This is a genomic window from Candidatus Binatia bacterium, assembly GCA_036493895.1.
Taxonomy (GTDB): domain Bacteria; phylum Desulfobacterota; class Binatia; order UBA1149; family CAITLU01; genus DATNBU01.
On the sequence record DASXOZ010000070.1, the window covers coordinates 104,510 to 118,290 of the forward strand.

General features: G+C 68.3%; 9 protein-coding genes. 3 read left to right on the forward strand and 6 right to left on the reverse strand.

Annotated features, from left to right (window positions below; all coding sequences use genetic code 11):
• Positions 1-60: 60 nt before the first annotated feature.
• Together VGK20_15805 and VGK20_15810 are read right to left on the reverse strand one after the other, a co-directional pair.
• Positions 61-1,635 (reverse strand): gamma-glutamyltransferase family protein, encoded by a 1,575-nt coding sequence (locus tag VGK20_15805; GenBank protein HEY2775506.1) that lies wholly within the window; start codon positions 1,633-1,635, stop codon positions 61-63.
• Between the two features lie 43 nt (positions 1,636-1,678).
• Positions 1,679-2,341, reverse strand: coding sequence for a GNAT family N-acetyltransferase (locus VGK20_15810; GenBank protein ID HEY2775507.1), 663 nt, complete (start codon positions 2,339-2,341; stop codon positions 1,679-1,681).
• A gap of 77 nt (positions 2,342-2,418) precedes the next feature.
• Between VGK20_15810 and VGK20_15815 the strand changes: the two genes are divergently transcribed.
• A complete protein-coding gene (locus tag VGK20_15815) occupies positions 2,419-3,204 on the forward strand; it encodes an SDR family oxidoreductase (protein ID HEY2775508.1) in 786 nt (261 codons plus the stop codon).
• Positions 3,205-3,322: 118 nt separating this feature from the next.
• Here the strand turns inward: VGK20_15815 and VGK20_15820 are convergent, their stop codons facing one another.
• Positions 3,323-4,513 (reverse strand): hypothetical protein, encoded by a 1,191-nt coding sequence (locus VGK20_15820; protein HEY2775509.1) that lies wholly within the window; start codon positions 4,511-4,513, stop codon positions 3,323-3,325.
• A gap of 226 nt (positions 4,514-4,739) precedes the next feature.
• Here VGK20_15820 and VGK20_15825 point away from each other — a divergent pair, with 226 nt between their 5' ends.
• Positions 4,740-6,188, forward strand: a complete 1,449-nt coding sequence (locus VGK20_15825) for a sigma-54 dependent transcriptional regulator (GenBank protein ID HEY2775510.1) — start codon at positions 4,740-4,742, stop codon at positions 6,186-6,188.
• A 94-nt stretch (positions 6,189-6,282) separates the two neighbouring features.
• Here VGK20_15825 and VGK20_15830 read toward each other — a convergent pair whose 3' ends face one another.
• A complete protein-coding gene (locus VGK20_15830) occupies positions 6,283-8,754 on the reverse strand; it encodes an ATP-binding protein (protein HEY2775511.1) in 2,472 nt (823 codons plus the stop codon).
• Between the two features lie 92 nt (positions 8,755-8,846).
• On the opposite strand from VGK20_15830, the gene lnt reads away from it, so the two are divergent.
• On the forward strand, positions 8,847-10,457 hold the full coding sequence (gene lnt / locus VGK20_15835) for an apolipoprotein N-acyltransferase (protein ID HEY2775512.1): 1,611 nt from the start codon (positions 8,847-8,849) through the stop codon (positions 10,455-10,457).
• 107 nt (positions 10,458-10,564) lie between these two features.
• Here lnt and VGK20_15840 read toward each other — a convergent pair whose 3' ends face one another.
• A complete protein-coding gene (locus tag VGK20_15840) occupies positions 10,565-12,229 on the reverse strand; it encodes a hypothetical protein (protein ID HEY2775513.1) in 1,665 nt (554 codons plus the stop codon).
• 153 nt (positions 12,230-12,382) lie between these two features.
• On the reverse strand, positions 12,383-13,672 hold the full coding sequence (locus VGK20_15845) for a DUF1329 domain-containing protein (protein ID HEY2775514.1): 1,290 nt from the start codon (positions 13,670-13,672) through the stop codon (positions 12,383-12,385).
• Between the last annotated feature and the right edge of the window lie 109 nt (positions 13,673-13,781).

Below are 13,781 nucleotides of genomic sequence, written 5' to 3' on the forward strand. Positions count from 1 at the left end.
GCGCCCGCGTGCGCCGTCCGCACACGGGTACGCCCGCGGCGATCGCAGAGGCCAGCCGCGTCAAAACCCGGCAACCGCCCCGTCTTTTCGCGACTCCGTCGCGGCGACGTAGCCGCCGTCGATACGCAGCGCCGCCTGGGCGCCGCCGAACATCAGCGGCGGCGCGACCGAAACCTCGTGCCCGCGCCGCGCCAGGGCCTCTCGCACCTGCGGCGAGACCCCCTCCTCCACCGCGACCCCGAGACCTTCGGTAACCTGCCAGCGAGGAGCATCGGCCGCGGCCTGGGGATTTTGCCCGTGGCCGAAGATTCGCAGCACCATCTGCAGGTGTCCCTGCGGCTGCATCGGGCCGCCCATGACGCCGAACGCGAGCACGGGCTCTCCCGCACGCGTGACGAACCCCGGGATGATCGTGTGGAACGGTCTCTTGCGAGGCCCGATGCAGTTGGGATGGGAGGCATCGGTCGAAAACCCGCTCCCGCGATTCTGCAGGCTCATGCCGGTACCTGGAACGACCACGCCGGAGCCGAACGCGAAGTAGTTCGACTGGATGTACGACACCATCATTCCCGATGCGTCGGCAGCGCAGAGATACACGGTGTCGCCGGTCGACGGATGCCCGCAATCGAAGTTGCCGGCGCGCTGCCGGTCGATCAGCGCCGCTCTCGAGGCAAGGTAGGCGTCGTCGAGAAGATCGCCGGTCTTGATGCGCATCGCGTCGGCATCGGCCACGCAGCGGTGCACGTCGGCAAACGCGAGCTTCATCGCTTCGATCTGCAGGTGAAGGCTGTCGCCACTGTCGACGTCGAGTTCGCGCACCTCGGTGTGCGAAAGGATTCCGAGCGCCATCAGTGCGGCGATACCCTGCCCGTTCGGAGGGATTTCGTGCACGCGCACTCCCGCAAAATCGATTGCGATGGGCTCGATCCAGTCGGCGCGGTGCTCGGCGAGATCCTCCATGCAGAAACGGCCGCCTGCAGCCGACGACGCGGCCACCAGCGCCTCGCCGAGGCTGCCGCGGTACAGCGCTTGGCCGCGGCTTTCGGCAACCAGGCGAAGACTGCGCGCAAGGTCGGGCAGCCGGACGAGCTGCCCGGCCTTCGGTGCTTCGCCCGCCGGAAGAAACACGCGGCAGAACTCGTCGAAGGCCGAGTACATCGGCGCCACCGCGTTCCACTGCGACGCGATGACGGGAGACAGAAGATACCCTCGTTCGGCGTAACCGATGGCAGGCTCGAACAGCGCCCCGAACGGAAGCTTTCCGAAGCGCGATGAAAGCTCGACCCAGGCCGAAACGGCACCGGGCACCGTCACCGCATCCCAGCCGAGAAGCGGCATTTTCTGCTGCGACGTCAGGCGTGCGACATCGGCGCCTGCGGGGCTGCGCCCCGAGGCGTTCAGTCCGTGGAGCCTGCCGCCCTCGGCGACGATCGCGAATGCATCGCTGCCCAGACCGTTGTTGACCGGCTCGACGACCGTCAGCGTGATCGCCGCGGCGAGAATCGCATCGACGGCGTTGCCGCCGCGGGCGAGCATCGAGAGTCCCGCCTGCGAGGCCAGCGGCTGCGACGTCGCGACGACGTTCGCAGCCAGCACCGGCATGCGCCGCGAGACGTAGGGAAAATCCGGATTCATCGCGAAACGAAGCTGCGCCCGCTCGTATCGTTCGGCTGTTGGTTCATTTCTCGCCTTTCCAACTGTATCCGCTGTCGTGTCCGCTGTCGTGTTCCCTGGCCCGCGGCTCGCGCTTCATGCGGTAGATCACCGGCCCGCCGCGCGGCATCGGCAGCGGCGCGACGACTTCGAAACCGAAGCGCTCATAGTAAGGAACGTTCTCGATCCTGGACGCTTCGAGGTACGCGCAGGTGCCGCCGGCATCGCAGCGCTCGAGGATCGGCCGCAGCAGCGCGGTGCCGACTCCGCTTCTCTGGAACGCGGGATCGGTGCCAAGGATCGACAGATACCAGTGCGGCTCCGCCGGATGCAGCGTTGCCATCGGCGCCATGCCTTCGGCGATTCGAAACGCGCGCATTCCGAACACCGGCAGCACGCGCACGACGAACGCGAAGAGCTCCGACAGGCTCGGGCCCCCTTGCCGGGGCGGATCCCAAAGGGCGGCGCCGGCAAGGTCCTCGGTCGCATAGATCGCGCCGTGGCTCGCGTAGATGGCCAGCACGCGGTCGAACAGGAGTCTTTGTCGCGCCGCCCTGCCTTCGGCCTCGGGGAACAGCCAAAGGTGAAACGGGTCGTTCGCGAATGCGCCGACCAGCGCCTGCGCCAGACGGGGGAAATCCGCGCGAACGGCCTGCTTCACCACAGGAGCCATGGAGCCGGAGCTCATGGACGGGCCCTGTAGCGGCCGCGCCGCGCAAGTGGTAGCGCTCGCCGATTCTGCATCCGCCAACGGAGGAAACCTGAATGACGACACCTGCCCTAGCGATGGTGACCGGAGCATCCTCCGGAATCGGCAAAGCGTTCGCCGAGGCATTGGCCGCGCGCGGCACCGACCTCGTGCTGGTCGCCCGCAACCAGGCCCGCCTCGAAGAGCTCGCGTCCGAGCTCAGGCGCCTTCACGGCCGCCACGTCTCGGTGGTCGTCGCCGACCTCGAAAAGCCCGACGAGCTCGCGCGCGTCGAGCAGCACCTGCACGAGGACGCGCGCATCGACCTGCTGATCAACAATGCAGGCTACGGCGTCACCGGCAATTTTGCCGACGTCCCGATCGACCAGAGCCAGGGCCAGATCGAATGCAACATCGTCGCGCTGACCCGCCTCTCGCATGCGGCGCTGTCGACGATGAAGCCGTCGCGCCGCGGTGGCATCATGAACATCGCCTCGGGCGCCGCGTTCCTTCCCACCCCGCAGATCTCGGTCTACTGCGCGACCAAGGCGTACGTCGTCAACTTCTCGCTGGCGCTGAACGAAGAGCTGAAGAGCCACGGCGTGCGCTGCCTGGTGGTCTGCCCCGGCTTTACGCGCACCGAGTTCCAGAGCCGGGCCAACTACGACACGAGCTCGATGCCGTCGTTCGTCTGGCAGAGCGCCGAGGACGTCGTGCGCGAGTCGCTGACGGCCTACGATCGCGGCGATGCAATGCTGGTACCCGGTTTCCAGAACCGCGTGACGATGGCGCTGATGAGCGTCGTTCCAAAGCCTCTGCTTGCCAACCTGGCCGGTCGCATCGGTCGCCAGCCGATGCACTGAAGACTCTCGCTCCGAGCGAACGGCACAAAAACCGGCGGGGCAGCCCCGGTGTTCCGCAGCTGCCCCGCAAGGGAAACGTCACGCCGACGACCCAGGTCGGCGCGGATCGGTGACCTCGTCAGTTCGTGCAGGTCGCCGTTCCCTGCACGATCACGTTCCCGCTGCTGTCGAGAATCTTCGCAGTGATCGAAGCCGGCGATCCGCTGAGGAAGCCGAGATCGATGGCGGTCGCGCCGCCGGCGATGTCCCCGCTGTCGCTCGAGAACTCGAACGTCGCCTGCCCGGACTGCGCGGCCAGCGGAGCCGTCGTCACCTCGTTGGCGCCGGAATCGACGGTAGCCGTGTAGGACCCGTCGCGAAGGCCGGTGCCTTCGACCTCGGCTCGCGACCTCGAAGAGCGCTGCTCGCAGCGCACGCGGATCGATTCGGCACCTGTCGGAACCGGCACGCCGGCGCAGGCATCGGCGCTGCAGGTGCCGGCGCCGATATCGACGCCGCCGCGGGCAAGGCACTCCGACGGCAGGCGCGACTCGCACTGGTTGCCGGAATCGTCGGCTTCGCAGCATCGCGTCTCGCCTTCGGCCGGCGGCACTGCCGCGCACGGGTTGCTGTCGCAGGAATCTGCCTGGACGACGACGCCGCCGTCGGCGCTGCACTCTTCGACGGTGCGGTCCTCGCACTCGGTAGCGCTGTCATCCGGCGTGCAGCAGACGACGTGGTCGTCGGTCGGCGGCGTCGACGTGTCGCAGGGATTCGGCAGGCACGTCGTCGCCGTGGAGACCGTGCCGCCTTCGGCCCCGCATTCGTCCGCCGTGCGGTCCTCGCACTCGGTGCCGCTGTCGTCCGGCACGCAGCAGACGATCTCGGTAGCGTCGCTGGCGTTGCCGCCCGCCGGCAGCTCGCCGGCCAGCACGTCGTTGCCGGCGGCATCGCGCACGAGCAGCACCGTTCCGCGCGGATCCGTGCCGAGAAGACCGTCGCTCGGCGAACGCGGCTGCGAGCGCAACCGGATGCGGCCCTCGCCCTGGTCGTCGGTAGTCATGTCCGCCACCGGCACGCTGTCGATGAGCACCTGGAACGTCGACGACGGCGCGAGTCCGGAGACGCGAAGATCGAAACGACCGTCCGAGGCGCTGCGCACGCGCAGCCTCGCGCGGCCGGCCGCGTCGGCGGCGACGCCGGTGGAAACCAGGCGAACGTCCGACTTGTTGTCCGAACCGCTCGAGGCGTGTGCCGCGCCTGCCAGCGCCAGCGCCGCCGCGCTGAAAGCCAGCGCCGCGAGAATGGCTGTTTTGCGTGATTCTCTCATGGTGTTCTCCTCTTCGCCGGATCGATCGTCCGGCGTTGGCCTGCTTCACAGCAACCGCCGTGCCGAAGAGGAAACATCCGCAATTCCGGCTCTTTCGTCGCTGCGGGGCAGATCGCGCGGGTCAGGTTCCGCGAGGCCGTCCGGCGGCGGGTCGCCTGCACCGCTCCATGCAACGGCGACCCTTGCAGCGTCGCAAGATTCGCCGTCCTGGGCTAAGGACAGCCCCGTGGCCGATATCCTGATCGTCGAGGACGAGGAGGTGCTGCGCCTCACGATTGCGCGCAACCTGCGCGGCAAGGGGCACACGACGCGAACCGCCGAGTCGGCCGAGGACGGCCAGGCCCTTGTTGCCCAGGGGCCGCCGGACCTCATCCTGACCGACCAGCGCCTGCCCGGGAAAAGCGGCCACGACCTGCTGCTGGCCGTCAAGGCCGAGCATCCCGACATCCCGATCGTGATCCTGACGGCCCACGGCACCATCGAGGAGGCGGTCGCAGCGATGCGCGACGGAGCATCGGACTACCTGCGCAAGCCAGTCGATCTTTCCGAGCTCGAGATGGTGATCGACCGCTGCCTGCGCGGCAAGAGCCTGCGCATGGAACTCGAGTACTACCGCGGCCGCGACGTCGCGCCCGGATCGGCCGACGGCATTCTCGGCAACTCGCAGGCGGTCGAGAAGCTGCGCGGCGTGATCCGTCGTGTTGCTGCACTGCAACGCGAAGGAGGAGTCGGCCCGACGATCCTGCTTACCGGCGAGACCGGCACCGGCAAAGGCCTGGTCGCGCGTGCGATCCACAACGCGTCGGTACGAAAGAGCGCCCCCCTGATCGAGGTCAACTGCACCGCGATCCCCGAGGATCTGCTCGAAGGAGAGCTGTTCGGCTACGAGCGCGGCGCGTTCACCGGCGCAGTGTCGGCCAAGCCGGGCCTTCTCGAGGCGGCCGAGGCCGGCACGATGTTCTTCGACGAGATCGGGCACATGAGCCTGTCGCTGCAGGCCAAGCTGCTCAAGGTGATCGAAGAGAGAATGGTGCGCCGCCTCGGCAGCACGCGCGAGCGCGCAGTACGCTGCACGTTCATCACGGCCACGCACATGGATCTTGCCAGGCTCGTCGCCGAAGGCCGCTTTCGCGAGGATCTCTACCATCGCATCCGCGTCGTCGAGGTCACGCTGCCGCCGCTGCGCGAGCGCGACGGCGATCTTGCCGTGCTCACCGACCATTTCCTGGCCCGCCACGCGGCCGCCTATTCGGTTCCCGAGCCGCGCCTGACCGAACCCGCACGCCGCGCGCTCGCGTCGCACCACTGGCCCGGCAACATCCGCGAGCTCAGCCATACGCTCGAGCGCGCCGTCGTGCTCGCGAGCACCGACACGGTCGACGTCGCCGACCTCGGGCTGAGGGCACCAATGACGCCTGCCGCCTCCATCATCGACGGCGCCGCAGCGGGACGGGCCGCAGACGGTGCGCCCGCACGCGCTGCAACGGCAGTCGCCGTCGGAGCCACGGTGCGGGTGGATTTTTCGGCGGGCCCGGTTTCGATGGAGCAGGTCGAGCGCGACATGCTGCTGGCCGCTCTCGAAAAAGCCGGCGGGAGCAAGACCGAGGCCGGGCGACTGCTCGGCATGTCCCGCGACATGTTTCGTTACCGGCTTGCCAAGTACGAAGCGGGCTGAAACGTCCAGCGCGGTAGCCTCGTCCCACGCGACCAAGTGAACAGCCTCGCGTTGTTCGTCCGTGCGTCGACGACAGCCGCAGCACTGTCATGCGTCAGGCGGCCCGATCGGGAATCGAGATCCGAAACCTCGCGCCGCCTCCCGGTGCATCGCCGACCTCGATGCCCGCCTGGTGCGCGTCGGCGATGCGCTTGACCGTTGCAAGACCCACTCCCGTGCCCTTGGCCTTGGTCGTGTAGAACATCCGGAACATCTGCCGGCGGCGCTCGGGCGCGATACCGGCGCCGTTGTCGCAGACCTCGATCCACGCCGTCCCGTTTTCCCTTCCCGACGCCACGCGCACGCAGCCGCGGTTCGGGCTGGCGTCGACGGCGTTGGCGATCAGCTCGATCGCGAGCTGCTCGAACAGGATCGGATCCACCAGCGCAGTGGTCGCATGCACCTCGCTTTCGTCGATCTCGATGCCTCGCTGCGCCGCGCGACCGCGCACCTGCGCGGCCGCCCGGCGCGCGACGTCGTCCAGCGCGCAGTCGCGCGGCGAGGCGTGATAAGGCCTGGCGAAGTCGAGCAGGGAGTCGATGCGTGAGCTCAAACGGTCGGTTTCGCGTACGAACGCGTCAACGAGCTCGGCCACGGGATGCTCGGCCAGCTCGATCGACGCCTGCTGCGCAGAGGCGCGCATCCCGGCCAGGGGATTGCGAATCGTGTGCGCGACCGCTCCGGCGATCTCGCCGATGGCCGCCAGTCGCTCCTTGATCACAAGCTCGTCCTGCGCCTCGCGCAGATCGTCGAGCGCGGTGCTGAGCTCGGAGTTCTTGCCGGCAAGGTCGCGGTTGAGCACTTCGATCGTGCGGTACGAATCGGCGTTCTGCATGGCGACCGCGAGCTGCCCGGCGATCGTGCGCAGGAGATCGACGTCCTCGCGAGTGTAGAGACCGGCCGAGCGCCGGGGACCGACGACGAGGAGCCCCGTCGGTCGCCCTTCCAAGGCAAGCCCGAGCGCGACGGCAGCGTCGAACATCTCGAAGCCCGCAGCGTCGGCTTCCTGGCGCGTGATCACCTCGCGACTGGCAGCCAGGCCGGCCAGCTCGCGAAATTCGGGCGCGGCAGCGCCCTCACGATCCACGTGGACGGTAGGGCTCGCACCCGGAGGATGCAGCAGCCCGCCGCGCAGTCGCGGCGCCTGAGCGTCGGCAATCGTATAGATGCACGCGTACGTCGGCTGCACGGTTTCGTCGACGAGGTGCAGCACGGTCGGGATCAGCTGGTCGATGTCGAGCAGCGTCGAGAACGTGCGCACCGACGAGCGCACGACGTCGCGATACTCCCAGCGCCGGCGGTCATAGAGGCGGTTGACGGTGTCCTGCAGGCGCCGCCGGCTCGGGTCGAACAGCACGACCAGCGTGACGATGATGGTTCCCTCTGCCATCCGCGACGCCACCGGCGTCGCGTGTTCGAACAGCGAATCGAACCCGTTGATCGCGATCGAATAGATCCCGAAGACCGCGACGCTCAGCATCGTGTAGACGATCGTGCGCTTGACGACGGTATCGACGTCGAAAAGGTCGTGTTTTCCGACCGCGTAGCCGATCCCCAGCGGAAACAGCACGAACGGAAGCGCCAGCGCATTGAACGGCAGCGAAATTCCTCCGACGTAGAATGCGGTCAGGAACACCATCGTCGGGAGAAATCCTCCGAGGCTGGCCAGCAGCACGACCTGGCAGCGGCGCCGCACCGCCTCGCTGCGCCCTGCCGTGTAGTGCCATCCGAAGAACGCGAACGCCGCCAGCGCGCTGGCGGCCATCGCCAGGTGCACCGAGCGGTCGAGCAGCAGCAGCCCCGTGCGGCTGGTTTCGAAGAAGTCGTTCGACAGCGCTCCGAAGGCCAGCGACGCGGCAGCGGCGACGATCAATGCCACGTTCTCCACGCGGGGAATTTTGCGCTCGACCGGAAAGCGGCTGATCATCAGCAGCGTGGCCGTCGGCGTCAGGCCGGCAAAGAAGAAGTACAGCTCGCGGAACCGGTAGGGCCCGAACAGGTCGATCGACGTCGAAAGGTACAGCGACTGCGTCAGCGCGAACCACCCGACCGCACGAGGACCGGCATCGTCGCCGCCGGCATAGAACAACACGCCGGCCAGAAGCAGCAGCACGATCGAATCGAACAGGTAAATGCCGGTGCTCACGACGAAGTGCGCCGCGCCGAAGATTTCGGTCGGCACGGAGACGGCGCTCTTGTGGCCTTCCTGTTCGATCGAGTAGAGGAGCGGCGATCCGGCCGGGCGCGCCGCGACGGCTTCGTCGATCTCGGCGACGGAAACGAGCGAATGGCCTTCGACGGCCTCGATCCAGCAGTGGTAAGGGAGGCCGGCGGCGGCGCCGCTCCAGCCGGGCATGCCGACGGCCGGGACGAAACCGTTCTCCCAGACGAAAAAACCCGGAAACGGGCGACCGATGCGTGCCAGCGCCGACCAGGCGCACATCGCGACGATCACGGCGGCGGCGATCGTCGCGCAGGCGGAGGCCGCCCGCCATCTGCCCCGGCTCGCGTTCGACGCTGTTGTCATCGTAGGCTCCCGCGTCTACTCGAAACGGCGTCGGGCCTTCCGGCACCTGCCGGCCCCCGCCGCGACGCTGCGCGATCGCAAGAAGATACGTCATGCAAGGCCCGGACCAAGGCAAATCCCCGCGCCTCTGGATCGCCGTGCTGGCGACTTCCCTGCTGTATTCGCTCGCCCAGCCTCCGTGGTCGCTGTGGCCGCTGGCGCTCGTCGCGGCTGCCCCGGCAGGCAGCGTCCTCCTCGATGAATCACGCCGCATTTCGCCGGCGCGCGCCGCTGTCGGCGGCCTGCTGTTCGGTGCCGCGTCGACGTGGATGATCGCAGGTTACTGGAGCTATCTTGCCGCCGGCGAGTTTTCCGGCTCTGCGCTTTCGGCGCTCGCGTTCGCCATCGCGCTTCCGCTTCTCGCATCGGCCGTGGCCGTTCCCTACGCGATCGCTTTCGCGCTCATCTCGCGACTGGCCGGCCTCGGAACGCTGGCGGCAGTGGCCGGCAGCGCGGCGCTCTGGAGCGCAGCGGAGCTGGCGCGCAGCACGATCGGATACGGCAACCCGTGGGGAAGCTTTGCCGTCGCGCTGGCTCCGGCCGATTACACGCTCGCGGCGCCAGGCCGTATCGCAACGCCGGTGGCCGCGCTGCTCGCCATCGGCGGTCCCTGCACGGTCGCTCTCGTCGCTGCGGCCAGCGGCACGGCCATCGCGATGGCGTGGAACTCGCGCCGCAGTCCACTGCGCGCTTCCCGCGCGCTCGCCGCCGGCGCCGTGGTGCTGGCTCTCGGTGCCGCATCGGTCGCCGTGCTGCCGCTGCTGCCGGCGCGTCCCGACAGCGCGGTGCCCAAACAGCCGCTTCGCGTAGCGCTCGTGCAGGGCGGCGTCGGTGGGCGCAGCCTCTGGAAGGCCGACGGAGCCGCAGCGTCGCTGGCCCATCACGTCGAGCTGACGCGGTCGCGGGAGACGGCAGGCGCCGACCTCATCGTCTGGTCCGAAAGCGCCCTGCCCTTCCTTCTCGACGCCAACGCCGATCGCAAGGAAGAGATGAAGACGCTGGCACGCGAGCGCGGGGCGGCGATCCTCGTCGGCGGCTCACGCTCGGCGCCGTCCCCGCACGGGACGACCGAAGTATTCAATTCGGCGTTCCTGTTTCCCGCCGACGGCAGCGAGCCTTTCGTCTACGACAAGCGCGTGCTGCTCCCGTTCGTCGAAAAGGTGCCGGCGTGGGCGTCGTTCGTGCTCGAGTCGCCGTGGCGCGGCGCGTTTGCCGAAGGCCGTGGTCCGGAGCTGTTCACCATCAAAGGATGGCGCATTGCGCCGCTGATCTGCCTCGAGTCGATTTACGCAGGCCAGGCCGCCGAGCGGGCGGCAAGCGGCGCCGATCTTCTCGTGAACCTCTCGAACGATTCGTGGTTCGATTCGGGAGCAGGCCCGGATCAGCATTTTGCGCAGGCTGCGCTCGCGGCCGCCGAAACGCGCCGCCCGCTGGTACGCGTCGCGATGACCGGCCTTTCCGGCCTCGTCACCGAAGACGGACAGGTCGCGTGGACGCTTCCGCGCCGCGCACCCGCCGTCGCACTGATCGACGTTCCTGCGCCGTCGCGCGATTCGTTCTTCGTGCGCGGCGGACGCATCGGGATTCCTTTCCTCGTGCTCGCCATCGCTGCTGCGGCGGCGCTGCTGCCGGGACTCGTGCGCCCGGATTCGCGCCGGCTCTGACACGGGCAGCCGCTGGCAACGGCAGGTCCCGCGACCGGGGGATCTGACGCTGCCGGACGATCTCACCCGCCGTCCTCGTTGGCAGCGGCGGCAGCGAATCGCTGCGATCAGCGCAGTCGCCACAAGTCGAAACGGTCGAGCTCGTCGCCGCTCCAGACCCACGGCAGAAATCCCCAGCCGTTCGACCAGAATCCCGCTCCTGCCTTCGAATCGATCAGGCGCCCGCCGGGGCGGTCGTCTTTTACCGTCGCGACGAGCTCGCGATCACGAAAACCCGCCGGCACGCCGCCGCTGATCGTCACGTTGGCAGTGACGAAGTAGTCGCCGCGCGACGGGAACGGCGGCACCGTCGAAAGGCAGCGCGCGCCGGCCCTTTCGGCGTACCACTGGAAACCCCAGTGCGCGCTGAACCACACCTTGTCTCCAGCCGCGACGTGAGGCGCGACCAGCTCGGCGGCGGCGCGGCGGCCGAGATCGGCGAACGACGCGTCGGCGCTGAGAATGAGAACCCCGGTCACCGATCCCGCCGCGACGAGCAGCGCGCCGGCAAGCGAGGCGGCGGGGCCCGGAAGCGAGCGTATGGCTCGCGCGGCAACGATGGCCGCAGCCGGCGCGCACGCGACGAGATACTTGGACGGGAAGTGCAGGTAGATGACGATCGGCAGCGGCACCAGCAGCCACAGCGCGAGCAGAAGTTCGCGGCGCTCGCGCGACATCAGCGCACGCAGCACGACATCGGCAACCACCGCCATGCCGAGGCCCGAAACCGGTGCCAGCCACATCCACCGCGGGCCGTTTTCGCCGGAAAGAAGCAGGACGATCGCGGCGGCGACGCCAAGCCAGGGTAGCGGCGACATCACGAAAGAGCGCGTCCGCGAGACCATCCAAGCGAGGCCGAGGGGAAGCAGCAGCACCCAGTGCACACCGAACGCAAAGGCGTTGGAACGCACGTTACCGATCGAGCTGAACGCTCCCGCGGCCTTGACGACGTCGCTGGTCGCGCCCTGGGGATCGCGACTGACGAACAGAACCAGTGCCGCCACCAGAGGTGCCGCCACCAGTGGCAGCCACTGGCGCCGCCCCTCGCGTGACATGGGCAAATCGAGAACGAGAGGAGCAAGAGGCAGGATGAGCGCGACGTGCCCGCGCGCCAGCGGCGCAAGCCCGAGGCAAAGCGACGCGGCTACCGCGGCTGCGACAGACTGTTCCTGCTTCCACGCCAGCAGTCGCTCGATGCCGGTGAGCGCCAGCGACATCGCCGCAACGTCGGGCATCACGGTCCCGGCCATCCCGAGCACGGCCGGCGTCGCGGCGAGCAGAAGCGCGGAAAGCGTCGCCGAGCCGTCATCGAAGCCGAGGCGTAGCGCCAGCGCTGCGCACTCGAAGATCGCGAGCGCGAGCAGCAGGAGCTGCCCGAGGTGCGCGATGATCTCGGATCCTCCGGCCAGCATGCTCGGGACCAGCAGCCATGCCATCAGCGTTCCGCCGGGCATGAATTCGGACGCGCGCATCGGCCGCGGCACCTCGGACCACACCAGGGTCGCAGTCGCCGGATGCAGAGGATCGACGAGAGCCTGCTGGGCCTCGCGAAGGAACGCGGTGTCGTCGATCGTGAAGGCCTTGCCGGCAAACGGAAGCAGCAGCACAACGGCGAGCGCGAGGCCGGGCGCCGCCGCCGAAAGTGCGCGGCTTGCAATCGAGCGCGAGGAGATCGCGGGCGCGATTGCGGCGATGCGAGCGCTGTCCCGATCCGGCGCGCGCGGCGCTTCCATCGCGGCGGCCGCTACCGCCGCGGTCGCTTCCGACGCATCTGCAGGGAGCGCAACCTGCGCGGCCTCCGGCGTCGAAGCGCCCTCCGCTTCGACAAAAGAGGGCCGGCGGGGAGAGCCCCGCCGGCCCTTCTTCGATCGCGTCACCGTTTGTGCTCAGCGCCCCGCAGCGATGATGGAGCTCAGGTCGAAGTACTCCTCACGGGTGCCTTCCTTGTCGCCGAGGTCGATGTACCAGCCCTGCTCGCCGGGGAAGCGCGCGCTCGGCAGCGCACAGAACGTCGCGTGCTCGAGCTGGATGTCCACCATCGTGATCGACGGGTTGTAGCTCACGTCGTAGTTGAATCCGTACTTCGCGCCGGCGATCGGCTGGTGCGCGTACATGAAGTTGTTGATCCACACTTTCCACAGCTCGCCGGCCTGGTCGTAGATGTCGGTGTACGGGATGCGGTAGCTGTCCTGGTCCAGGTAGATCACGCGCTTGGAGTACGCGTACTGCGGGAACTTGGCCTTGCCTTCGACGATCCAAACCTTGCGCGGCTCCCACGCGCTGTCGTGCAGGAAGTCGCCCGACGGCTTCTGCCACTTGACCGGGATGCCGTCGGAATGGAATGAGCCGAGCACCGTCCTCTCGCCGAGGTAGTGCCAGTCGAACCAGCCGGGATTGCCGGCATAGCCCGCGTAGCTGTCCTGGTCGGTGTCCTGGCCGAACAGGGCGTCCGAGCGCTGCGCGGACGACAGGCGCCTGACGCGGCGCAGCTGCGGCAGGTAGAGCCACGTGTCGTCCTGGCGCGTGTAGTCCGCATAGCGGTTCGCCGTCGTGCCGGTGCCCTTCAGGTCGAAAGGCTCGATCAGCGGATACAGCGCTTCCTTGTAGCGGGCGCCGTCATGGTTCGGCATCTCGGGCTTGGGGTCGACCAGCGTGCGCTCGCGGAAGTAAAGGCGGCGGATGTGGTCGATCAGGAAGTGGCGCTCGACGTGCACGGGGTCGCCGTTCTTGCCGACCGCACCGGTGTCGCAGTCGAAGTTGCGAAGATCGAGGTCGTCCACCGCGATCGCCGCGTTGAAGTTGAACATGTGCTTGGCGCCGGCCTGCTTGTCGTTGGGATCGACTTTCGGGAACGGCAGGCCCGCGACGTGGTTCTCCAGGTGCGTCGCGTCGGGAGCCAGCGTGACCTGTCCCGAGTACTTCTCGGTGGCAGCAGCGAATTCCGGCGGATAGTCGACTTTCCTGTACGCGCTCACCTTGATCTTCGCGCCGCGATCGACGATCCACTTGAGAGAGCCGCCGAGAAGATCGCCGTACTGGTCCACGTTGGTGCGGTCGATCACGGTGCCGGTAGGGGGGACGGCCGGCTCGGCCGCCAGCGACGGCGCGGCCGAAGCGGCCAGGAACACGGCACACAGAAGAGCGGCGGTCAGGCGAAGCGATGGGGACTGGGTCAAGGTCCGGGACTTCACGGATGGGCTACCTCCGGTTGGATTGACACCGCGACTGCGGTCGCCATCCCGCCCCTCTAGCCGAAACCCGGCCGCGAAGGAACAGGGTTTCTCG

Excerpts from the sequence above, each read along its gene's own strand:
- VGK20_15805 (HEY2775506.1), bottom strand. The coding sequence starts at position 1,635 with ATGAATCCGGATTTTCCCTACGTCTCGCGGCGCATGCCGGTGCTGGCT.
- VGK20_15810 (HEY2775507.1), bottom strand. The coding sequence starts at position 2,341 with ATGAGCTCCGGCTCCATGGCTCCTGTGGTGAAGCAGGCCGTTCGCGCG.
- VGK20_15815 (HEY2775508.1), top strand. The coding sequence starts at position 2,419 with ATGACGACACCTGCCCTAGCGATGGTGACCGGAGCATCCTCCGGAATC.
- VGK20_15820 (HEY2775509.1), bottom strand. The coding sequence starts at position 4,513 with ATGAGAGAATCACGCAAAACAGCCATTCTCGCGGCGCTGGCTTTCAGC.
- VGK20_15830 (HEY2775511.1), bottom strand. The coding sequence starts at position 8,754 with ATGACAACAGCGTCGAACGCGAGCCGGGGCAGATGGCGGGCGGCCTCC.
- lnt (HEY2775512.1), top strand. The coding sequence starts at position 8,847 with ATGCAAGGCCCGGACCAAGGCAAATCCCCGCGCCTCTGGATCGCCGTG.
- VGK20_15840 (HEY2775513.1), bottom strand. The coding sequence starts at position 12,229 with ATGGAAGCGCCGCGCGCGCCGGATCGGGACAGCGCTCGCATCGCCGCA.